19 protein-coding genes are annotated in these 21055 nt (G+C 65.3%); 17 read left to right on the top strand and 2 right to left on the bottom strand.

Features of this window, described 5'->3' with window-relative positions; translation table 11 throughout:
• Positions 1 to 5: 5 nt before the first annotated feature.
• From ubiE to LDO41_RS09940, 11 genes are all read left to right on the top strand, one after another.
• A complete protein-coding gene (gene ubiE / locus LDO41_RS09990) occupies positions 6 to 737 on the top strand; it encodes a bifunctional demethylmenaquinone methyltransferase/2-methoxy-6-polyprenyl-1,4-benzoquinol methylase UbiE (protein ID WP_223985966.1) in 732 nt (243 codons plus the stop codon).
• 83 nt (positions 738 to 820) lie between these two features.
• A complete protein-coding gene (locus LDO41_RS09985) occupies positions 821 to 1813 on the top strand; it encodes a Tim44 domain-containing protein (protein WP_223985963.1) in 993 nt (330 codons plus the stop codon).
• Between the two features lie 102 nt (positions 1814 to 1915).
• Complete coding sequence (locus LDO41_RS09980) at positions 1916 to 2596, top strand: ubiquinone biosynthesis accessory factor UbiJ (RefSeq protein WP_223985960.1); 681 nt, start codon at positions 1916 to 1918, stop codon at positions 2594 to 2596.
• Between the two features lie 104 nt (positions 2597 to 2700).
• Positions 2701 to 4278 carry a ubiquinone biosynthesis regulatory protein kinase UbiB gene (gene ubiB, locus LDO41_RS09975; RefSeq protein ID WP_223985958.1) on the top strand — a complete coding sequence of 526 codons (1578 nt, stop codon included), beginning with the start codon at positions 2701 to 2703 and terminating at the stop codon, positions 4276 to 4278.
• 73 nt (positions 4279 to 4351) lie between these two features.
• Positions 4352 to 5788, top strand: coding sequence for a sodium:solute symporter family protein (locus LDO41_RS09970; protein ID WP_223985941.1), 1437 nt, complete (start codon positions 4352 to 4354; stop codon positions 5786 to 5788).
• A 124-nt stretch (positions 5789 to 5912) separates the two neighbouring features.
• Entirely contained in the window at positions 5913 to 6302 is a 390-nt protein-coding gene (locus LDO41_RS09965) for an FmdB family zinc ribbon protein (RefSeq protein WP_223985938.1), read from the top strand.
• Between the two features lie 12 nt (positions 6303 to 6314).
• Positions 6315 to 7076 carry a DUF502 domain-containing protein gene (locus LDO41_RS09960; RefSeq protein ID WP_223985935.1) on the top strand — a complete coding sequence of 254 codons (762 nt, stop codon included), beginning with the start codon at positions 6315 to 6317 and terminating at the stop codon, positions 7074 to 7076.
• Positions 7077 to 7124: 48 nt separating this feature from the next.
• Positions 7125 to 8930 carry an aspartate--tRNA ligase gene (gene aspS, locus LDO41_RS09955; protein WP_223985932.1) on the top strand — a complete coding sequence of 602 codons (1806 nt, stop codon included), beginning with the start codon at positions 7125 to 7127 and terminating at the stop codon, positions 8928 to 8930.
• Positions 8931 to 9107: 177 nt separating this feature from the next.
• The gene (locus LDO41_RS09950) at positions 9108 to 10121 is read left to right on the top strand and encodes a hypothetical protein (protein ID WP_223985917.1); all 1014 of its coding nucleotides are present in this window, start codon (positions 9108 to 9110) and stop codon (positions 10119 to 10121) included.
• 53 nt (positions 10122 to 10174) lie between these two features.
• The gene (gene nudB, locus LDO41_RS09945) at positions 10175 to 10645 is read left to right on the top strand and encodes a dihydroneopterin triphosphate diphosphatase (RefSeq protein WP_223985915.1); all 471 of its coding nucleotides are present in this window, start codon (positions 10175 to 10177) and stop codon (positions 10643 to 10645) included.
• On the top strand, positions 10642 to 11397 hold the full coding sequence (locus tag LDO41_RS09940; protein WP_223985912.1) for an endonuclease/exonuclease/phosphatase family protein: 756 nt from the start codon (positions 10642 to 10644) through the stop codon (positions 11395 to 11397). Before nudB ends, LDO41_RS09940 begins: the two co-directional genes overlap by 4 nt.
• Positions 11398 to 11409: 12 nt before the next feature.
• Here LDO41_RS09940 and mobB read toward each other — a convergent pair whose 3' ends face one another.
• The gene (mobB, locus tag LDO41_RS09935; RefSeq protein ID WP_223985881.1) at positions 11410 to 11913 is read right to left on the bottom strand and encodes a molybdopterin-guanine dinucleotide biosynthesis protein B; all 504 of its coding nucleotides are present in this window, start codon (positions 11911 to 11913) and stop codon (positions 11410 to 11412) included.
• Between the two features lie 93 nt (positions 11914 to 12006).
• Between mobB and clsB the strand changes: the two genes are divergently transcribed.
• The 6 genes from clsB (at position 12007) to LDO41_RS09905 (ending at position 20650) form a co-directional block, all read left to right on the top strand.
• Positions 12007 to 13437 (top strand): cardiolipin synthase ClsB, encoded by a 1431-nt coding sequence (gene clsB, locus LDO41_RS09930; RefSeq protein WP_223985879.1) that lies wholly within the window; start codon positions 12007 to 12009, stop codon positions 13435 to 13437.
• Between the two features lie 227 nt (positions 13438 to 13664).
• The gene (locus LDO41_RS09925; protein WP_223987002.1) at positions 13665 to 14255 is read left to right on the top strand and encodes a TetR/AcrR family transcriptional regulator; all 591 of its coding nucleotides are present in this window, start codon (positions 13665 to 13667) and stop codon (positions 14253 to 14255) included.
• Positions 14256 to 14331: 76 nt separating this feature from the next.
• Positions 14332 to 16119, top strand: a complete 1788-nt coding sequence (locus LDO41_RS09920; RefSeq protein WP_223985876.1) for an acyl-CoA dehydrogenase C-terminal domain-containing protein — start codon at positions 14332 to 14334, stop codon at positions 16117 to 16119.
• A 76-nt stretch (positions 16120 to 16195) separates the two neighbouring features.
• A complete protein-coding gene (locus LDO41_RS09915; protein WP_223985874.1) occupies positions 16196 to 18625 on the top strand; it encodes a 3-hydroxyacyl-CoA dehydrogenase/enoyl-CoA hydratase family protein in 2430 nt (809 codons plus the stop codon).
• Between the two features lie 20 nt (positions 18626 to 18645).
• Positions 18646 to 19845 carry an acetyl-CoA C-acyltransferase gene (locus LDO41_RS09910; protein ID WP_223986998.1) on the top strand — a complete coding sequence of 400 codons (1200 nt, stop codon included), beginning with the start codon at positions 18646 to 18648 and terminating at the stop codon, positions 19843 to 19845.
• A 13-nt stretch (positions 19846 to 19858) separates the two neighbouring features.
• A complete protein-coding gene (locus LDO41_RS09905; RefSeq protein ID WP_223985871.1) occupies positions 19859 to 20650 on the top strand; it encodes an enoyl-CoA hydratase in 792 nt (263 codons plus the stop codon).
• On the opposite strand, the gene LDO41_RS09900 is transcribed toward LDO41_RS09905, so the two are convergent.
• Entirely contained in the window at positions 20651 to 21052 is a 402-nt protein-coding gene (locus LDO41_RS09900; RefSeq protein WP_223985868.1) for an acyl-CoA thioesterase, read from the bottom strand.
• Positions 21053 to 21055 lie beyond the last annotated feature (3 nt).

Raw genomic sequence — 21055 nt, 5'->3', positions numbered from 1 at the left:
GGAACATGAGCGAGACCCACTTCGGGTTTGAGAAGGTCGAGGAGACGGCGAAGGCCGGCAAGGTGGCCGGCGTCTTCCATTCGGTGGCCAGCCGGTACGACGTGATGAACGACCTGATGTCCGGTGGCATGCACCGGCTCTGGAAGATGTTCACGATCGCCCAGGCCAACGTGCGGCCGGGGCAGAAGGTGCTGGACATCGCGGGCGGCACGGGCGACCTCGCGCGCGCATTCGCCAAGGCGGCCGGCCCGACCGGCCAGGTCTGGCTGACCGACATCAACGAATCGATGCTGCGCGTGGGCCGCGACCGCCTGCTCGACAAGGGCGTGGTCACTCCGGTGGCACTGTGCGATGCCGAGAAGATTCCGTTTCCGGACAACTACTTCGACGTCGTCACCGTGGCCTTCGGGCTGCGCAACATGACCCACAAGGACCGCGCGCTGGCGGAGATGCGTCGCGTCACCAAGCCGGGCGGCAAGGTCATGGTGCTGGAATTCTCGAAGGTGTGGAAACCGCTCGAGAAGGCCTACGATGTCTACTCGTTCAAGGTGCTCCCGTGGCTCGGCGAGCGTGTGGCAGGGGATGCCCCTAGCTATCGCTATCTCGCGGAATCGATCAGAATGCATCCAGACCAGCCTTCGCTTGTACGCTTAATGGAACAAGCAGGCCTGGAACAGGTCGAATACTTCAATCTGACGGCCGGAGTGGTGGCGCTCCACGTCGGGAGAAAGTACTAACTCGCCATGCATGGCCATTGAATTGTCTGGGCTTCGGCCTCACTTAGACGAATATGGCCGGATCTGACAGGGGATCACTAGATATGTCTACTTTTCGCGGAAAGTTTATTGCCGCGTCGCTGATGATGACGCTGGCGCTTGGGGTCGCGCTGGACGCCAATGCCAAGCGGCTTGGCGGCTCGCGCAGTGTGGGCAAGCAATCGTCGTCGGTGTCGCAGCAGCATCAGCAAGCGCCGCAATCGCCACCTGCACAGCAGCAGGCTGCGCCTAGCCAGGCCGCACCGGCCACGGCCGGCGCCGCGGGTGGTGCGGCAGCGGCCGCGCCCAAGCGCAACTGGGGCGGCATGCTGGGTGGTCTCGCCGCCGGTCTGGGTCTGGGCTATCTGCTCTCCCATTTCGGTCTGGGCGAAGCCATGGCCGGGATGCTCGGTAACCTGATCCTGATCGCGCTGGTCGCGTTCGCCGCGATCTGGCTGATCCGCAAGTTCCGTGGCGGTGGCGCGCAGCGCCGTGAGCCGGCCTTTGCGGGCATGGGTGGCAACGGTGGCAACGGCGGCATGAACCGCGAGCCGGCTTTCGGTCAGCCGAAGGTGTCCGAGCCGACGTTCCGTCAGGCCGAACAGCCTGCGGCCGTGGCCGGGCTGGCCGGTGCGACGGGTGGAGTGGCGGCTGGTGCGGTCGCTGCCTCCCAGCAGCCGTGGGGCGTGCCGGCGGACTTCGATACCGAAAACTTCCTGCGTAACGCCAAGGTGCACTATGTGCGTCTGCAGGCCGCGTGGGATGCCGGCAACCTCGACGATATCCGCGAGTTCACCACGCCGGAGATGTTTGGCGAGATCCGAGTGGATCTGTCGGAGCGCGGCGCGGAGGTCAACAAGACCGACGTGGTCACGCTCGAAGCGCAGCTGCTCGGCATCGAGACCACGCCGACCCAGCATGTGGCCAGCGTGCGCTTCTCGGGCATGATCCGCGAGCGCGTGGGCGAGGCCGCCCAGCCGTTCGCCGAGGTATGGAACCTGGCCAAGCCGGCCAACGGTGGTGGCTGGCTGCTGGCTGGTATTCAACAAGGCGCCTGATGCCGCCTGCCACCGCGTTGAAGTGACGCGGTGGGCAATTGGCTTAGAATGAAGGCCCACGCTCGCGTGGGCCATTTTATTTGTCCGCATTTCAAGCCCGCCATGAACGCTCTGCCTACTCCACTGGCCGCGCCGGTCGTCGCCGCGCTCAATCACCTGATCGAACAGGAGCCCTGGGCCTGCGCCCTGCTGGTGCCGTCCGCGGGCCGCGTGATCCGCTTCGACGCCGCGGCGTTCGCGTTGTCACTCAAGGTGACCGAGCAGGGTGGCATCGAGCGTGCGGCCGATAGCGATGCCCCGGCGGTGACGCTGCGTGTGCCGCTGCAGCAATGGCCGCTGGTCGTGGCCGATGTGGCCGAGGGTGGGCAGGCGGCCGCGATGCGGCATGTGCGCATCGACGGCGACGCCGAGTTCGCCAACGTGGTGTCCACGCTGGCGCGTCACCTGCGCTGGGATGCCGCCGAGGATCTTTCGCGCGCGCTGCGCGGCGTCGTGGGCGGCCCGCTCGCGGACAGCGTGGCACAGCGTGCCGTCGATGGCGCACGACAGGTGCACGAGGGCGCCACCCGCGTGGGTCGCGCGCTCATGGACAACGTCACCGAATACCTGCTCGACGAGCAGCCGACCCTGGTACGCCACACTGCGCTGGAACAGTTTGGCGGCGACGTGTCGCGGCTGCGGGACGACCTGGCCCGGCTCGAGAAACGGCTCGAGCGGCTTGGCCGCGCCAATCCGGGCAGCGCTGGCAATGCGTCTGACGTGCCCGGCGTGCCACCGCGCTGAAGTACGGTCACCCACGTCGTTTAAACTCGCAACCTCGCACTCGCACCTTTGCACTCGCACACTAACGGCCCACGCGGCCCGGTTTCCGGATTCCACACCCCCGAATGACCCGCCTTCTGCGTCTCTGCAAGATCATCTTCGTCGTGCTGTATTACGGTCTCGACGAACTCGTGCTGTCCGGCTTCAACGATCGCAAAATCAAGTTCCTCGTGCGCGTGATCACGATCGGCCGCCGCCTCGAACAACCGCGCGGCGAGCGTCTGCGGATGGCCCTGACCGCGCTGGGTCCGATCTTCGTCAAGTTTGGCCAGGTGCTGTCCACCCGGCGGGACCTGATGCCGACCGATATCGCGGACGAGCTGGCGTTGCTGCAGGATCAGGTGCCGCCGTTCGACTCTGCGGTGGCGGTGGCCATCATCGAGCGTTCGCTCGGCAAACCGCTCACGGAACTGTTCCAGCATTTCGAGCAGCAGCCGGTGGCCAGCGCCTCGATTGCGCAGGTGCACTTCGCCACGCTGCGCGGCGGCCCGAGCCATGGCCGCGAAGTGGCCGTCAAGGTGTTGCGGCCGGGCATGCTGCCGGTGATCGACAGCGATCTGGCGCTGATGCGCGACATGGCCACGTGGCTGGAGCGCGTGTGGGCCGACGGTCGCCGCCTGAAGCCGCGCGAGGTGGTCGCCGAATTCGACAAGTATCTGCATGACGAACTCGACCTGATGATCGAGGCCGCCAACGCAAGCCAGCTGCGCCGCAATTTCCAGGACACCAACCTGCTGCTGGTGCCGGAAGTGTTCTGGGACTGGTGCACGAACTGCGTGTTCGTGATGGAACGCATGTACGGCATTCCCATCTCGCGCACGGAAGCGCTCCGGGCTGCCGGTGTCGATATGCACAAGCTGGCCGAGGAGGGCGTGGAGATCTTCTTCACGCAGGTGTTCCGCGATGGCTTCTTCCACGCGGACATGCACCCCGGCAATATTCTGGTGTCTGTCGCGCCCGAATCGTTCGGCCGCTATATCGCGCTGGACTTCGGTATCGTCGGCGCGCTGTCGGAATTCGACAAGAATTACCTGGCGCAGAACTTTATCGCGTTCTTCCGCCGCGACTACCACCGCGTGGCGCTGCTGCACGTGGAGTCGGGCTGGGTGCCGGCGGAGACGCGTGTCGAGGAACTGGAAAGCGCCGTGCGCGCATGCTGCGAGCCGTATTTCGACAAGCCGCTGCATCAGATCTCGCTCGGCCTCGTGCTGATGCGGCTGTTCCAGACCTCGCGACGCTTCAACGTGGAAATCCAGCCGCAGCTGGTGCTGCTGCAGAAGACGCTGCTCAATATCGAAGGCCTCGGCCGACAGCTCGACCCCGACCTCGATCTGTGGAAAACCGCCAAGCCGTTCCTCGAACGATGGATGCACGAGCAGGTGGGCTGGCAGGGCGCCTGGGAGCGCATCAAGGTGGAAGCGCCGCAGTGGGCCAAGATGCTGCCGGACTTCCCGCGCCTGGCGCACCAGTTCCTCGAGCGCCGCGCGTTGCACTCGAATGGGGAAACCGAGAAGCTGCTGGCGATGCTCGTGGCCGAGCAGCGCCGCACCAATCGCATCTTCGCGGCCGCGCTGATGCTGGTCGGCGGTTTCATGGCCGGTGTGGTGATTATGCAGATCCTGTCCTCGAGCGGGCACTTCTGACAAATCCCCGCTGGCCGGCGCGCGCCATGCCGTTATAATCCGCGTTTTTCAAGGCGGGTTATAGGGCGGCGGCATGCTGATCTGGTTCGTCATCATCTATTGGGTCATCTCGGTCGGGATCGGTCTGTGGGCCGCACTGCGCGTGCGCAACACCAAGGACTTCGCGGTCGCCGGCCGCAGCCTGCCGTTCCATATCGTCACCGCAACCGTCTTTGCCACGTGGTTCGGCTCCGAGACCGTGCTCGGCATCCCGGCGGTGTTCCTGCGCGAGGGGTTGTCGGGCGTGGTGTCCGACCCGTTCGGCTCGTCGCTGTGCCTGATCCTCGTTGGTCTGTTCTTCGCCCGGCCGCTGTACCGGATGAACCTGCTGACGATCGGCGACTACTATCACAACCGCTACGGCCGCGTGGCCGAGGTGCTGACCACGTTATGCATCGTGGTGTCGTACCTGGGCTGGGTGGCGGCGCAGATCAAGGCGCTCGGGCTGGTGTTCTTCGTGGTGTCCGACGGCGCCCTGTCGCAGGAGGCCGGCATGATGATCGGCGCGGCCAGCGTGCTCGTGTACACGCTGTTCGGCGGCATGTGGGCGGTGGCGGTGACCGACTTCATCCAGATGATCATCATCGTGGTCGGCATGCTCTATATCGGCATGGAGGTCAGCAGCCAGGCCGGCGGCGTGGTTACCGTGGTGTCGCACGCGGCGGCGGCCGGCAAGTTCGAATTCCTGCCATCGCTCGACATCCTGCAGATCGTCGGGTTTGCCGCGGCACTGTTTACGATGATGCTGGGCTCGATTCCGCAGCAGGACGTCTTCCAGCGCGTGACCTCGTCGCGCACCGAGAACATCGCGGGCCGCGCGTCGGTACTGGGCGGCGTGTTGTATTTCTGCTTCGCGTTCATCCCGATGTTCCTGGCGTACTCGGCCACGATGATCGACCCAGCGATGGTGGAGAAGTACATCGACACCGATTCGCAGCTGATCCTGCCGCAACTGATCCTGAACCACGCGCCGCTGTTCGCGCAGGTGATGTTCTTCGGCGCGCTGCTGTCCGCCATCAAGAGTTGCGCGTCGGCCACGCTGCTGGCGCCGTCGGTGACGTTTGCCGAAAACATCCTGCGCCCGTACTTCCGCCATCTGGACGACCGCAAGTTCCTGCGCGTGATGCAGGCCGTGGTGCTGGTGTTTACGACGCTGGTGACGCTGTTCGCGCTCAATTCGCACCTGTCGATCTTCCATATGGTCGAGAACGCGTACAAGGTCACGCTGGTGTCGTCGTTCGTGCCGCTCGCTTTCGGGCTGTTCTGGAAACCGGCCACGCGTCAGGGCGGGCTGGCCGCGATCCTGCTGGGGCTGGGCTCGTGGATCGTGTGCGAAATCGGGTTCGCCGATGCCGCGGTACCGCCGCAACTGGTGGGCCTGCTGTTCTCGCTTGGCGGCATGATTTTCGGCTCGCTGCTGCCGCAATGGATCGACGATCATCCGCGCGTGGAGAAAGTGCACACGGCATAACTTTTAACGGTTCTGGTGTTAGCGCCGGTATTTGGCGGCTTTTCTCCACGGTCGAGACCCAGCGACGGTTTATAATCCGAGGTTTTGTTCCGCTGAATTTCAGTTTTCTCGCGAAAAAATCACCATGCCGATCTATGCCTACCGTTGCGAAGCCTGCGGCCACGGGAAAGATGTGCTGCAAAAAATGAGCGATGCGCCGCTCACGGACTGCCCGTCCTGCGGCACCGCCGGCAGCTTCAAGAAACAACTCACCGCCGCCGGATTCCAGCTCAAGGGCTCCGGCTGGTATGTGACCGACTTCCGCGGCGGTAGCGGCGGCGCGAGTGCGCCGGCCGCCGGCGCGTCCGGGTCGGATACCACGTCGTCGTCCTCGCCCTCGTCCTCGTCTTCATCGTCATCCTCGTCGTCCGCTCCGACGTCGGCCCCCGCGTCCACCTCGTCGTCTTCGTCCTCCTCGGGCGGCGACAGCGGTGCCGCGAAGCCCGCGTCGTCGTCGGGTGGCGCCGCCCACTGACATCGGACCATCGTGGCCACCAAGAAGACTTCCGCCTTCAAGACCTGGTTTCTGACCGGGCTGCTCGTGCTGGTGCCGCTCGGCATCACGCTCTGGGTGCTGAACCTGATCATCGGCACGATGGATCAGAGCATGGCCCTGCTGCCGCTGTCGTGGCAGCCGGAGAACCTGTTCGGCCGCCGCATTCCGGGCCTGGGCGCGATTCTCACGCTGCTGTTCATCCTGCTCGTGGGCGTGGCCACGCACAACTTTATCGGCCAGCGCCTCGTGCGCTGGTGGGAAATGTTGCTGGGCCGCATTCCGGTGGTGGGCCCCATCTACACCAGCGTCAAGCAGGTGTCCGACACGCTGCTGTCCTCGTCGGGCAACGCGTTTCGCAAGGCGCTGCTCGTGCAGTATCCGCGCGAGGGCTCCTGGACCATCGCGTTTCTGACCGGACGGCCCGGCGGAGACGTGCAGAATCATCTGCAGGGCGAGTACGTGAGCGTCTACGTGCCGACCACGCCGAATCCGACCTCGGGCTTCTTCCTGATGATGCCCAAGGCCGATACGATCGAGCTCGACATGACCGTCGATGCCGCGCTGAAGTACATCGTCTCGATGGGCGTGGTGGCGCCGACCGATCTGCCGCGCAAGAGCGAGGCGGACGAACGCGCTACCGAGGAAGTCGAAGCCGTGGCGGTCACCGCTGCCGTGGCTGCCGCAGCCATCACGAGCGCCGCCGCTGGCGACGCCGAGGCGGTCACGGCTGCCGATCCCACCGATACTCATTGAATTCGAGCGGGCCGCACAGCGCCCGCGACTTACCCGGGAATTTCTCCTATGTCCTCCATGCGTACTCACTACTGCGGTCTGGTGACCGAACAACTGACGGGCCAGGAAGTGGCCCTCACCGGCTGGGTGCAGCGCCGCCGCGACCATGGCGGCGTGATCTTCATCGACCTCCGCGATCGCGAGGGCCTGGTGCAGGTGGTGTGCGATCCGGACCGCCCCGAAATGTTCAAGGTGGCCGAGGAAATCCGCAACGAGTTCTGCATCCGCGTGACCGGCAAGGTGCGTCCGCGCCCGGCCGGCACCGAGAACGCAAACCTGACCTCGGGCAAGATCGAGGTGCTGTGCCATGAGCTGAGCGTGCTGAACCCGTCGGTGACGCCGCCGTTCCAGCTCGACGACGACAACCTGTCGGAAACCACGCGCCTCACGCACCGCGTGCTGGACCTGCGCCGTCCGCAGATGCAGTACAACCTGCGCCTGCGCTACAAGGTGGCGATGGAAGTGCGCAAGTATCTGGACGCGCAAGGCTTTATCGACATCGAGACGCCGATGCTCGGCAAGAGCACGCCCGAAGGCGCGCGCGACTATCTGGTGCCGTCGCGTGTGAACCCGGGCCACTTCTTCGCGCTGCCGCAGTCGCCGCAGATCTTCAAGCAGATGCTGATGGTCTCGGGCTTCGACCGTTACTACCAGATCACCAAGTGCTTCCGCGACGAAGACCTGCGCGCTGATCGCCAGCCCGAATTCACGCAGATCGACTGCGAGACGTCGTTCCTGACCGAGCAGGAGATCCGCGACCTGTTCGAGGACATGATGCGCACGGTGTTCAAGAACGCGATCAACGTCGACCTCGACGCCGCGTTCCCGGTGATGGAGTTCCGCGAGGCGATGGCCCGCTTCGGTTCGGACAAGCCCGATCTGCGCGTCAAGCTCGAATTCACCGAGCTGACCGAGGTGATGAAGGACGTGGACTTCAAGGTGTTCTCGGGTCCCGCCAACAGCGACAACGGCCGTGTGGTCGGTCTGCGCGTGCCGGGTGGCGGTGCGATCTCGCGCGGCGAGATCGATGCCTACACGCAGTTCGTTGGCATCTACGGCGCCAAGGGCCTGGCATGGATCAAGGTGAACGAAGTGGCGAAGGGCCGCGATGGCCTGCAGTCGCCGATCGTCAAGAACCTGCATGACGCCGCGATCGCCGAGATCCTCAAGCGCACCGAAGCCAAGGATGGCGACATCATTTTCTTCGGCGCCGACAAGGCCAAGGTCGTCAACGACTCGATCGGCGCGCTGCGTCTGAAAATCGGTCATTCCGAATTCGGCAAGAGCACGGGCCTGTTCGAGGACGTGTGGAAGCCGCTGTGGGTGATCGACTTCCCGATGTTCGAGTACGACGAGGAAGACGCGCGCTGGGTGGCCATGCACCACCCGTTCACGAGCCCGAAGGACGAGCACCTGCAATACCTGGAAACCGATCCGGGCAAGTGCATCGCCAAGGCCTACGACATGGTGCTGAACGGCTGGGAAATGGGCGGCGGTTCGGTGCGGATCTACAACGAAGATGTGCAGAGCAAGGTGTTCCGCGCGCTGAACATCAACGAGGAAGAAGCCCGCGCCAAGTTTGGTTACCTGCTCGACGCGCTGCAATATGGCGCGCCGCCGCACGGTGGCCTGGCCTTCGGCCTGGACCGCATCGTGACGATGATGGCCGGCGCCGACTCGATCCGTGACGTGATCGCGTTCCCGAAGACGCAACGCGCGCAGGATCTGCTGACGCAGGCCCCGAGCAGCGTCGACGAGAAGCAACTGCGCGAGCTGCATATCCGCCTGCGCAACCAAGAGCCGAAGACGGCCTGATCGACGTCTTCAGTACTAACAAAGAAGCCGCCTTTCATGGCGGCTTTTTTGTTGGCCGCACAACAATGCGTTTCCATTTGTTACGTTCCGGAACGATGGTCCCGGGAACAATGTCTCCCCAATGCAGCGTGCGATGCGGTCCACCCGAAGACCGCCGCGACGTGGGAGGACTTAACCGTGAACATCGATGTCGAACAGATCCGCCAGTTTCTGGCGGTGCATGCGGAAACCATCCTGACCTGGCTGGTGGCAGGGGTGCTGATGATGATGGTGGCGCGCTTCGAGCTGCGCCGCGCGGTACGCCGCTCGGCGCAGGCGATGTCGGAATCCGTGGCGACTACCGTGGCCGCGTGTGTGCCCGAGATCGCCCACGCGGCGCAGTCGGCGCGGCCCGCGGCCAATGCGCTGGCCGATGACGAAGGATCGGTCGCCGCGGTGACAACCCAGCGTGCCGATGCGTTGCGCAAGCTCGCGCTCGATACCGTGGCCACCGTGATGGCGCGCGGCCGCTGGCTCGAGGATATGGGCAATCTGCGTCTGCCCGAGGACGCGCTGATGAGCGGTCGCGGCGCCGGTGGCGCGGACCCGTTGCTGGTGGTGGCGCCGCAGCCGTTGGTGCAGGCGTACCTGACCGCGCAGCGCACGTTCGAGGATGAGGCCTCGCGATTGCAGACGCACCGGCGCGAAGCCCTGCGGCTGCAGGACGCGACCAAGGCGCTGGTGGCCGAGGCCGCCCACGTGGAACGCGAGACCGGCAGCATCGTCATGCGTTTCGAGCAGGTGAATGCGCAGGCGGCGCAGGGCGGCGAGACAGGCGACTATCAACGCTTCCTGATCCAGAAGTACAACGCGCTGGGGCTGCGCGAGAAGGAAATCGGCGAGGAACGCGCCGCGCTCGAGGCGCAGGTGCGCGAGAGCGCCGATGCGCTGGCCGAGCATGCGCATGTGGCATCGCAGCGCTACACGCAGTGCCTGGCGCCGCTGATGCAGCAGTTGCGCGCGGCGTGGGGCCACGGCGATTCGCCCGAAGTCTTCGACACGTGGCTTCGCCATACGCCGCAAGGGGCAGGGCAGCCGGTGGCGCCGGAGGCAGCGCCCGTCACAGACCCGGCCATCGACCCGATCACCGACCCGATCACTTCCCCGAGCGCGGGTAGGACAACCGACCGTCCTTCTCACTCCGCCGTCTGATGCCGACCTTGTGTGGCTGCGTTATGCTTGGGTCTGTTCTGTAGACCCCCTCCATGCCCTACAAGATTCCCGAATCGGTACTGGTCGTTATTCATACGCCAGATCTCCAGGTGCTGTTGATCGAACGCGCCGACCGGCCAGGTTTCTGGCAGTCGGTGACGGGCAGCCTCGATGCCACGGACGAGCCGCTGGCACTGACCGCCGCACGCGAAGTCGCCGAGGAAACCGGCCTTATCGCCAGTGAGCACACGCTTACAGATTGGCATCACACCATCGAATACGAAATCTATCCGCAGTGGCGGCATCGCTATGCGCCGGGCATCGTGCGCAATACCGAGCATTGGTTCGGCCTGTGCGTGCCCCATCCGGTGCCCGTGACGCTGGCGCCGCGCGAGCACCTGCAATATGAATGGCTGCATTGGGAGGCCGCGGCCGAACGATGTTTCTCGCGCAGCAATGCCGAGGCCGTGCGCCAGCTCGCATGGCGCGTGGCGGGCGTCCAGCCGATACCCGGAGTGGCATGATGAAGTTGCGCGTGGTGACCTACAACATTCACAAGGGCGTGACCGGTTCAGGCAAACCGCGCATTCAGAACGTTCGCACCGGGCTGCAGTCGATGGATGCCGACATCGTGTTCCTGCAGGAAGTGCAGGACCGCAATGACCGTCTGATCGCCGCCGAGTTGTTCGACCCCGACCACACGCAGCTCAATTACCTGGCCACCGATGCCTTTCCGCATTCGGTCTACGGCCGCAACGCGGTGTACGACCACGGGCACCATGGCAACGCGATCCTGTCGCGCCATCCGATCCTGATGTCGGAGAACCTCGACGTGTCCGACCATCGCTTCGAGCAGCGTGGGTTGCTGCATGCGGTGGCCGATATCAACGGTGTGGAGGCGCATCTGATCTGCGTGCACTTCGGCCTGTTCGCGCGCAGCCGCGTACGCCAGGCCAAGGCGCTGGTCGAGCGTGTGCGCAGCGTGGTGCCGTCCGATGCGCCACTGGTCATCGCCGGCGATTTCAACGACTGGAATCACCGGCTCGATGCGCAGATCTGCAATACGCTCGGCGCCGTGGAAGCGGCGCAGGCCAAGACCGGACGCATTCATACGTTCCCCAGCCATATGCCGTGGTGGCAGCTGGACCGCATCTACGTGCGCGGCTTCGACATCGAACGCGCGCATGCGCTCACGGGCCGGGATTGGGCGCAACGATCGGACCATGTGCCGCTGGTCGCCGAACTCGCGCGGCACGTGGCCATTCCAGAAGTCTGATGCCGTGACGGCTCAGCGATAGTCGCGGATCCAGCGAAAGATGGCATCCACGTCGTTCAGATCGAGGATCGGCAGCGATGTGCGCGCGCGCACGGCCTCAGGGGCATCGGTGGCGACGGCGACTACGGCGGGGACCTCTTCCCATAGCGGCGCATTGCCCGTGGCCGGACGAAACACCTCGAGCTTCGGAAAGTCGCTCCACTTGTAGCCTTCCACCAGCACGAGGTCGGTCTTGGCGGGCAGCACGGCGAGCGCCTCGGCGATCTCTGGCGACGGTTGATCGGCCGGATAGTTGCGCATCAGCGTCAGATGGCGCGCCCCCACCAGCACCACGTTCTCGCAGCCCGACGCGCGCAGGCGCCAGGAGTCCTTGCCCGGCGTGTCGGGGTCGAAGCCATGGTGCGTGTGCTTGATGCCGGCCACATGCAGGCCGGCCGCCACGAAGCGCGGAATCAGCTGCTCCAGCAACGTTGTCTTGCCACTGCCCGACGTGCCGGCGATACCGAAGACCTTCACAATGCGTTCCCATCCGTGCGTCAGAATGAGTCGGACGATAGCAGAGATGATGCACCGATGTGCTTGTGGCGCCGGTTCGTCGATAATCGAGACATGTCACGGACAATCGATCGCGCGGATACCGCACCGCACCATCCCGACCCGCACCATCCCGACAAGCAACAAGAGCCTGCCGGCGCGGCCAATGCGGCTGGTGTGAGCCCCCATCGTCTCGACCGTCCTCCCGGTCATGACGACGCGCGACGGCCATCCCGCCCCCCGCGACCATACCGTCCGCTCGAGGGTCGCGTCGGCCTGTTGCGCTGGGCCGCGCGCAGCGGCCGCACCGTGGCGGGCAACTGCGTCGACCTGCTGCGCAACGGGGAGGCGTTCTTCCCCGCGCTGATCGCGGCCATCGACGCGGCTACCACGAGCGTGGTGGTGGAGACCTATATCTATGCCGACGACGAGGTCGGCGCCGCCGTGGGCGACGCGCTGATCCGCGCGGCGGAGCGGGGCGTCGCGGTGCGGTTGGTAGCCGATGGCTTTGGCGCGGGCGATATGCCCGCCGCGCTGGCCGACCGTTTGCGCGCCGGTGGCGTGCAGGTCGACATCTATCGCCCGGTGCGCGGGTTTCGGCTCGCGCGGCGCCATCTGCGCCGGCTCCATCGCAAGATCGCGGTCATCGATGCGCAGCTCCCCGGGGCGGTTGGCTTCGTCGGTGGTATCAACATCATCAGCGACCACAACCACGGCCCGCTCGATCTGCCTGAACTGGGTCCGCGCTACGACTTCACGGTGCGGGTGCGCGGGCCGCTGGTCACGCAGATCGCGCTGGCGTCGGCGCGCCTGTGGTTCCGCATCGCGCAGCGGCGTGGTACCCGCGAGGCCGCGGAGGCGCTGGCCTCGGTGGAGGCACTGACGGTCGCGGCCAATGGCGCGCCCCGCGACATCCAGCCCGCTGGCGTGCCCGCCGCGTTGCTGCTGCGCGACAACCTGCGCAACCGCCGCACGATCGAGCGCGAGTACCTGTACGCGCTGGGTTCCGCGCGCGAGGACGTGATCATCGCCAACGCGTATTTCCTGCCTGGCCACAAGATGCGGCGCGCGCTGCTGGCCTGCCGCAAGCGCGGCGTGCGCGTGCGGCTGCTGCTGCAGGGCGTGGTCGAATACCGGCTCCAGCATTACGCCACGCACGCGCTGTATGCCACGCTGCTGGCGGCGGGCGTGGAGATCTACGAGTACGAAGCGAGCTTCCTGCACGCCAAGGTGGCGGTGGTCGATGAAAGCTGGGCGACGGTCGGATCGAGCAATATGGATCCGTTCAGCCTGCTGCTCGCGCGCGAAGCCAACGTGTCCGTGTACGACCGCGTCTTTGCGGCCGATCTGCGCGCGCACCTCGAACGCGCGATGGCGCAACGCAGCGCCCGCATCGCACCCGAAGCGCATGCGCGGCTGCCACGCGTGCGGCGCGTCGCCAACTGGGCCGCTTACTTCGTGCTGCGACTCGGCGTGGTGATCGCGGGCGTGACCGGGCGATATTGAAACGGGTTTGTGTTGAAAAAACCATGCGGGCTCTACACCATTGGCCGGCGTTTAGAAACCGCTGTCTAATTAAATGCTTGATGTCGAAGCGGCCCGCCCGAATAATCTGAACGACCGTTCTTTTTTGGCTTAGACTGCGTGAAATCAAAGCCATCCACGGAACGGAGAGAGAAATCATGCGCCACCAGTCAGTTCGTCTTGAATCCGCCGCAGCAGCACCCGCGCCCTTGCGCAAGGGTGAGATGACGCGCGTGGCGATTCTCGATGCGGCACTGGAACTGTCGTCGCGCGACGGGCTCGAGGGGTTGACCATCGGGCTGCTCGCGGAACGCATGCAGATGAGCAAGAGCGGCGTATTCGCGCATTTCGGATCGCGCGAGGACCTGCAGGTTGAAGTGGTGCGCGAGTATCACCGGCGCTTCGAGCAGGAGGTGTTCTACCCTTCCCTGCAGGAGCCGCGCGGTCTGCCGCGCCTGTGGTCGATGGTGCGCCGCTGGATGGAGAAGCGGATCCAGGAAGTGACCACGGGTTGCATCTACATCAGCGGGGCCGTCGAATACGACGATCGCGCGGAAAGCCCGGTGCGTGACGAGCTCGTCAAGAGCGTCACGATCTGGCGTGCCGCGCTGCTGCGTGCGATCGATCAGGCGAAGGACCAGGGCCATCTACGCGCGGACTGCGACCCGCGCCTGATGCTTTTCGAGATGTACAGCCTCGAGCTGGGGCTGCATCACGATGCCCGCTTCCTGCGTCTGCCCGACAGTGCCGAACTTGCCATGGTTGCGCTCAACAAGCTGATTCAGTCCTACCGAACCTGAGGTCGTCCGGTGCAACGGGCTCCGCGTCACGCGGGGCTGGCGGCGGGCGACATCGTGAACCTCCAAGGAGTCTTTGATGGGCCAGTACACCGCACCGTTGCGCGACATGCAGTTCGTGCTCCATGAACTGCTCGGCGTGGATGCCGAACTGAAGGCGATGCCGCAGCATGCGGACGTCGACGCGGACACCATCAACCAGGTCATTGAAGAAGCCGGCAAGTTCTGCGCCGACGTCGTGTTCCCGCTGAACCAGAGCGGCGACCGCGAGGGCTGCACGTACGAGGGCGATGGCGTGGTCCGCGCGCCCAAGGGCTTCCGTGAAGCATATCAACAGTACGTCGAGGCCGGCTGGCCCGCGCTGGCCTGCGATCCCGAGTTCGGCGGACAGGGTTTGCCGATCGTCGTCAACAACGCGCTGTACGAGATGCTGAACTCGGCGAGCCAGGCGTGGACGATGTATCCGGGCCTGTCGCACGGCGCGTACGAGGCGCTGCACGCGCACGGCACGCCCGAGCTCAAGCAGACCTACCTGCCCAAGCTGGTCTCCGGCGAATGGACCGGCACCATGTGCCTGACCGAGCCACACTGCGGCACCGACCTCGGCATACTGCGTTCGAAGGCGGAGCCGCAGGCCGATGGCTCGTATCGCATCACGGGCACCAAGATTTTCATCTCCGCGGGCGAGCATGACCTCGCGGACAACATCATCCACCTCGTGCTCGCGCGTCTGCCGGATGCGCCGCAAGGTACCAAGGGCATCTCGCTATTCGTGGTGCCGAAGTTCGTGCCCGACGCGAGCGGCAACCCCGGCGCGCGCAATGGCATCCAGTGCGGTGCCATCGAGCACAAGATGGGCATCCACGGCAACGCGACGTGCGTGATGAATCTGGACGGCGCGCAGGGCTGGCTGGTCGGCGAGCCGAACAAGGGCCTCAACGCGATGTTCGTGATGATGAACGCGGCACGCCTCGGCGTGGGCGCGCAGGGTCTGGGCCTGACCGAGGTGGCGTACCAGAACTCGCTCGCCTATGCGAAGGAGCGTCTGCAGATGCGCGCGCTGACGGGACCGAAGGCACCGGACCAGCCTGCCGATCCGATCATCGTGCATCCGGACGTGCGCCGCATGCTGCTGACGCAGAAGGCCTACGTCGAGGGCGGCCGCGCATTCGCGTACTGGACCGCGCTGCAGATCGATCGTGAACTGTCGCATCCGGACGAGTCGGTGCGCAAGCAGTCGGCCGACCTCGTCGCGCTGCTCACGCCGGTGATCAAGGCGTTCCTGACCGACAACGCATTCACCTCGACCAACGAGGGCATGCAGGTGTTCGGCGGTCATGGCTATATCGCCGAGTGGGGCATGGAGCAGTACGTGCGCGACGCGCGTATCAACATGATCTACGAAGGCACCAACACGATCCAGGCGCTTGATCTGCTCGGCCGCAAGATCCTCGGCGACATGGGCGCCAAGCTCAAGGCGTTCGGCAAGATCGTGCAGGCCTTTGTCGAGGAAGAGGGCACCAACGAGGCGATGCAGGAGTTCATCAATCCGCTGGCGGACCTCGGCGACAAGGTGCAGAAGCTCACGATGGAAATCGGCATGAAGGCGATGGGCAATGCCGACGAGGTTGGCGCGGCGGCGGTGCCGTATCTGCGCGTGGTCGGTCACCTGGTGTTCTCGTACTTCTGGGCACGCATGGCGAAGATCGCGCTGGAGAAGCAAGGTAGCGGCGACAAGTTCTACGCGTCGAAGCTCGCCACCGCGCGTTTCTACTTCGCCAAGCTGCAGCCCGAGACCGCCGCGGAAATCCGCAAGGCCCGCGCTGGCGCCGCCACGCTGATGGCACTCGACGCCGATCTGTTCTGATGGTTTCTCCCCCTCTCCCGCGTGGGGAGGGGCGCAGTGCCACATTCCTCAACGCTCATCGAATACTGGAGCGCGCATGTCCAATTTCATCGTCAAGAAGGTTGCCGTGCTCGGCGCCGGCGTCATGGGCGCGCAGATCGCCGCGCACCTCGTCAACGCGCGCGTGCCCGTGGTGCTGTTCGACCTGCCGGCCAAGGAAGGCCCCAAGAACGGCATCGCGCTGCGTGCGATCGAGAACCTGAAAAAGCTGTCCCCGGCGCCGCTCGGCATCAAGGACGAAGCTGGCCTGATTCGTCCCGCGAACTACGAGGACGATATCGCGCTGCTCAAGGAATGCGACCTCGTGATCGAGGCCATTGCCGAGCGCATGGACTGGAAGCACGATCTGTACAAGAAGGTCGCGCCGCATATCGCGCCGAACGCGATCTTCGCCACCAATACCTCGGGCCTGTCGATCGGGGCGCTGGCTGATGGCCTCGGTGACAATGCGGACCTCAAGTCGCGCTTCTGCGGCGTGCACTTCTTCAACCCGCCGCGCTACATGCATCTGGTGGAGCTGATCCCCACCGCGCATACGCGGCCCGCGATTCTCGACCAGCTCGAGGCGTTTCTGACCACCACGCTCGGCAAGGGCGTGGTGCGCGCGAAGGACACGCCGAACTTCATCGCGAACCGTGTCGGCATCTTCTCGATTCTCGCGGTGTTCGCCGAAGCGGAGAAGTACGGCATTCCGTTCGACGTGGTCGATGACCTGACCGGCTCGAAGCTCGGCCGCGCCAAGTCCGCCACGTTCCGCACCGCCGACGTGGTGGGCCTCGACACCATGGCGCACGTGATCAAGACCATGCAGGACAACCTGCGCGACGATCCGTTCGCACCGGTGTATCAGACCCCCGCGGTGCTCAAGGGCCTGGTCGATGCGGGCGCGCTCGGCCAGAAGACCGGCGCGGGCTTCTACAAGAAGGACGGCAAGGCCATCAAGGTGCTCGACGCCAAGACGGGTCAGTATGTCGAGTCGGGCAAGAAGGCCGACGAGATCGTCGCGCGCATCCTCAAGAAGGAGCCGGGCGAACGCATCAAGCTGCTGCGCGAGTCGACCAATCCGCAGGCGCAGTTCCTGTGGGCGGTGTTCCGCGATGTGTTCCAGTACATCGCGGTCTACCTCGACCAGATCGCCGGTTCGGCCGCCGATGTGGACCTCGCGATTCGCTGGGGCTTTGGCTGGAACACTGGCCCGTTCGAGGACTGGCAGGCCGCGGGCTGGAAGCAGGTCGCCGAGTGGGTGAAGGAGGATATCGACGGCGGCCGCGCGCTTGCCAACGCGCCGCTGCCGGCATGGGTGTTCAGCGGCCCCGTGGCCGAAGCGCAGGGCGTGCACACGCCGCAGGGTTCGTGGTCGCCCGCGACCAGCGCATTCGTCGCGCGTCCTCAGTTGCCCGTGTACGCACGGCAGGCGTTCCGTGCGTCGCTGCGTGGCAGCGATGCCGCCGACCCACGCAAGGCAGGCAAGACGATCGAAGAGAACGACGCGGTCCGCATCTGGACCAGCGAGGGCGCCGATGACGTGCTGATCGTCTCGTACAAGAGCAAGATGAACACGATGGGCCCCGACGTGATCGACGGCCTGACACGTGCGATCGACCTCGCCGAAGCCGGCTACAAGGGCCTCGTGATCTGGCAGCCGACGTCGCTTCAGCTTGGTAATCCGGGTGGCCCGTTCTCGGCCGGCGCGAACCTGGAAGCCGCGATGCCCGCGTTCATGATGGGCGGTGCCAAGGGCATCGAGCCGTTCGTGAAGAAGTTCCAGGACGGCATGGTGCGCGTCAAGTACGCGGCGGTGCCCGTCGTGACGGCGGTGTCCGGTATCGCGCTCGGTGGTGGCTGCGAAATCATGCTGCATGCCGCGCGTCGCGTAGTGGCAATGGAGTCGTATATCGGTCTGGTCGAAGTCGGCGTGGGTCTGGTGCCCGCGGGCGGTGGCCTCAAGGAAGCGGTGCTCGCCGCGGCGCGCGCGGCCGAGGCGGCCGGCAGCACGAACTACCTGAATTTCATCACCGGCCGCTTCCAGGCCGCGGCAACGGCGAAGGTGTCCACGTCGGCGCTCGACGCACGCAAGATCGGCTACGTGCAGGCGTCGGACCCGATCGTCTTCAACGTGCACGAACTGCTGCATGTGGCGCAGAGCGAAGTGCGCGCGCTGGCCGATGCGGGGTATCGCGCGCCGCTATCGGCGCTGGTGCCGGTGGCCGGACGCTCGGGCATTGCGACGATTCAGGCCTCGCTCGTCAATATGCGCGACGGCAACTTTATCTCCGCGCACGACTTCCTGATCGCGAACCGCATTGCCGAGGTGGTATGCGGCGGCGATGTGGAGGCGGGCTCGCTGGTCAGCGAGGACTGGCTGCTTGCGCTCGAGCGCAAGGCGTTCGTCGACCTGCTCGGCACCGGCAAGACGCAGGAACGCATCATGGGCATGCTGCAGACCGGCAAGCCGGTGCGTAACTAACAGGCAAGCGAGGAACCGACATCATGAAACAACTGCAAGACGCTTACATCGTCGCGGCCACCCGCTCGCCGATCGGCAAGGCGCCCAAGGGCGCATTCAAGAACATGCGTCCGGATGACCTGCTGGCCACCGTGCTCAAGGCTGCGGTGGCGCAGGTGCCGTCGCTCGACCCGGCATTGATCGAAGACGCGATCGTCGGCTGCGCGATTCCGGAGGCGCAGCAGGGCCTCAACGTGGCGCGCATCGGCGCGCTGCTGTCGGGCCTGCCGAATACCGTCGGCGGCATTACCGTGAACCGCTTCTGCGCATCGGGTCTGTCCGCCGTGGCGATGGCCGCCGACCGCATTCGCGTGGGCGAGTCCGACGTGATGATCGCGGCCGGCACCGAGTCGATGAGCATGGTGCCGATGATGGGCAACTCGCCGTCGATGTCGCCGTCGATCTTCACGCGCGACGAGAACGTCGGCATCGCGTACGGCATGGGCCTGACCGCGGAGAAGGTGGCCAATCAGTGGAAGGTCAGCCGCGAGGATCAGGACGCGTTCGCGCTGGCGTCGCACCAGAAGGCCATGGCCGCGCAGCAGGCCGGCGAGTTCTCCGACGAGATCACGCCGATCGAGATCATCGAGAAATTTCCGGATCTTGCCTCGGGCCAGGTCAGCATCAAGACGCGCACGCTCTCGCTCGACGAAGGCCCGCGCCCGGATACGTCGCTGGAAGGGCTGGCGAAACTGCGCGCGGTGTTCGCCAACAAAGGCAGCGTGACCGCGGGTAACAGCTCGCAGACCTCGGATGGCGCGGGTGCGCTGATTCTGGTGTCGGAGAAGATCCTCAAGCAGTTCAACCTGGTGCCCCTCGCGCGCTTCGTGTCGTTCGCGGTGCGCGGTGTGCCGCCCGAGATCATGGGCATCGGCCCCAAGGTGGCGATTCCCGCGGCGCTGAAGGCGGCGGGGCTGTCGCAGGATCAGATGGACTGGATCGAACTCAACGAAGCGTTTGCCGCGCAGGCGCTGGCGGTCATGCGTGACCTCGACCTCGATCCGTCGAAGGTCAACCGCATGGGCGGCGCGATTGCACTGGGCCACCCGCTCGGTGCAACCGGCGCGGTGCGCTCGGCGACGGTCGTGCATGCGCTGCGTCGCCACAACCTCAAGTACGGCATGGTGACCATGTGCGTTGGCACGGGCATGGGCGCGGCCGGTATCTTCGAACGCCTCTGAACGGGAGCTCACGATGAGCATCGCCACACGGATCGACCGCGGCATTCTGACGCTCACCTTCGATCGCCTCGACCGGAAGAATGCGATCACGGCGGCGATGTACCAGACGCTGGCGGACGCGTTGCGCTCGGCCGAAGCGGACAGCGCGGTGCGCGTGATCGTCATCGAGGGCAAGCCGGAGATCTTCACGGCCGGCAACGACCTCGAAGACTTTATGAAGCGCCCGCCCGGAGGGGGGGAGAAAGGCGCGGGTGAGGGCGGGGCGCCGGCACCGGTGTTTCAGTTCCTGTATGCGATCGCCGAAGCTGGCAAACCTGTGATTGCGTCGGTCAGCGGCGCGGCCGTCGGCATCGGCACCACGCTGCTGCTGCACTGCGACCTCGTCTACGCATCGGACACGGCCAAGCTGACGCTGCCGTTCACGCAGCTCGGGCTGTGCCCGGAAGCGGCATCGAGCCTGTTGCTGCCGCGTCTGGTCGGTTATCAGCGCGCCGCCGAAAAGCTGTTGCTGGGCGAGCCGTTCAGCGCGCAGGAGGCATTCGAGATGGGTCTGGTGACGAAGGTGTTGCCGGTGGCTGAACTCGATGCGCACGTGCAGCGGCAGGCGGCGAAGCTCGCGGCACTGCCCGCGTCGTCACTGCGCGAGACCAAGCGGCTGATGAAGGGCAATGACGGCGCGGCGGTGAAGAGCCAGATGGCCGAGGAGGCCAGCGTCTTCGCGCGCATGCTGGTCGCGCCGGAAGCGAAGGAAGCGTTCACGGCTTTCTTCGAGAAGCGCAAGCCCGACTTCTCGAAGTTTCAGTAATCAGGCCGGCAGCACCCGTGGCTGCCGGTTTTCATCGGTTGCCACGTACGTCAGGGTGGCCTCGGTCACCTTGACGATCTCATTGGTGTGCCGCATGCGCTGCGCATAGACTTCCACCGAGACCGTGATCGATGTGCGTCCGGTCTTCAACACCTCCGCGTAGAAGCTCACCAGATCGCCGACGAACACCGGGTGCTTGAACAGGAACGAGTTCACGGCGACGGTCGCGACGCGCCCTTGCGCACGCCCCACTGCTGGAATCGAACCGGCGATATCTACCTGCGCCATGATCCAGCCACCGAACACATCGCCATGCACATTGGCATCGGCGGGCATCGGCACCACGCGCAATGCGGGATTCTTGCCCTCTGGCAGAGCGGAAACGGTCGCGGGTTGATTCATCGT

The sequence above is a fragment of the Cupriavidus pampae genome (genome assembly GCF_914271485.1).
GTDB lineage: Bacteria > Pseudomonadota > Gammaproteobacteria > Burkholderiales > Burkholderiaceae > Cupriavidus > Cupriavidus pampae.
The sequence above is the reverse complement of the archived record's forward strand: the minus strand, read 5'-3'. Positions and strand labels throughout refer to the sequence as shown.

Bases quoted from the DNA above. Each gene is read 5' to 3' on its own strand.
- LDO41_RS09940 (WP_223985912.1), top strand. From the start codon at position 10,642: ATGATGAAGTTGCGCGTGGTGACCTACAACATTCACAAGGGCGTGACC.
- LDO41_RS09920 (WP_223985876.1), top strand. From the start codon at position 14,332: ATGGGCCAGTACACCGCACCGTTGCGCGACATGCAGTTCGTGCTCCAT.
- LDO41_RS09980 (WP_223985960.1), top strand. From the start codon at position 1,916: ATGAACGCTCTGCCTACTCCACTGGCCGCGCCGGTCGTCGCCGCGCTC.
- LDO41_RS09915 (WP_223985874.1), top strand. From the start codon at position 16,196: ATGTCCAATTTCATCGTCAAGAAGGTTGCCGTGCTCGGCGCCGGCGTC.
- LDO41_RS09905 (WP_223985871.1), top strand. From the start codon at position 19,859: ATGAGCATCGCCACACGGATCGACCGCGGCATTCTGACGCTCACCTTC.
- LDO41_RS09970 (WP_223985941.1), top strand. From the start codon at position 4,352: ATGCTGATCTGGTTCGTCATCATCTATTGGGTCATCTCGGTCGGGATC.
- clsB (WP_223985879.1), top strand. From the start codon at position 12,007: ATGTCACGGACAATCGATCGCGCGGATACCGCACCGCACCATCCCGAC.
- LDO41_RS09965 (WP_223985938.1), top strand. From the start codon at position 5,913: ATGCCGATCTATGCCTACCGTTGCGAAGCCTGCGGCCACGGGAAAGAT.
- LDO41_RS09900 (WP_223985868.1), bottom strand. From the start codon at position 21,052: ATGAATCAACCCGCGACCGTTTCCGCTCTGCCAGAGGGCAAGAATCCC.
- aspS (WP_223985932.1), top strand. From the start codon at position 7,125: ATGTCCTCCATGCGTACTCACTACTGCGGTCTGGTGACCGAACAACTG.
- LDO41_RS09985 (WP_223985963.1), top strand. From the start codon at position 821: ATGTCTACTTTTCGCGGAAAGTTTATTGCCGCGTCGCTGATGATGACG.
- ubiE (WP_223985966.1), top strand. From the start codon at position 6: ATGAGCGAGACCCACTTCGGGTTTGAGAAGGTCGAGGAGACGGCGAAG.
- ubiB (WP_223985958.1), top strand. From the start codon at position 2,701: ATGACCCGCCTTCTGCGTCTCTGCAAGATCATCTTCGTCGTGCTGTAT.
- nudB (WP_223985915.1), top strand. From the start codon at position 10,175: ATGCCCTACAAGATTCCCGAATCGGTACTGGTCGTTATTCATACGCCA.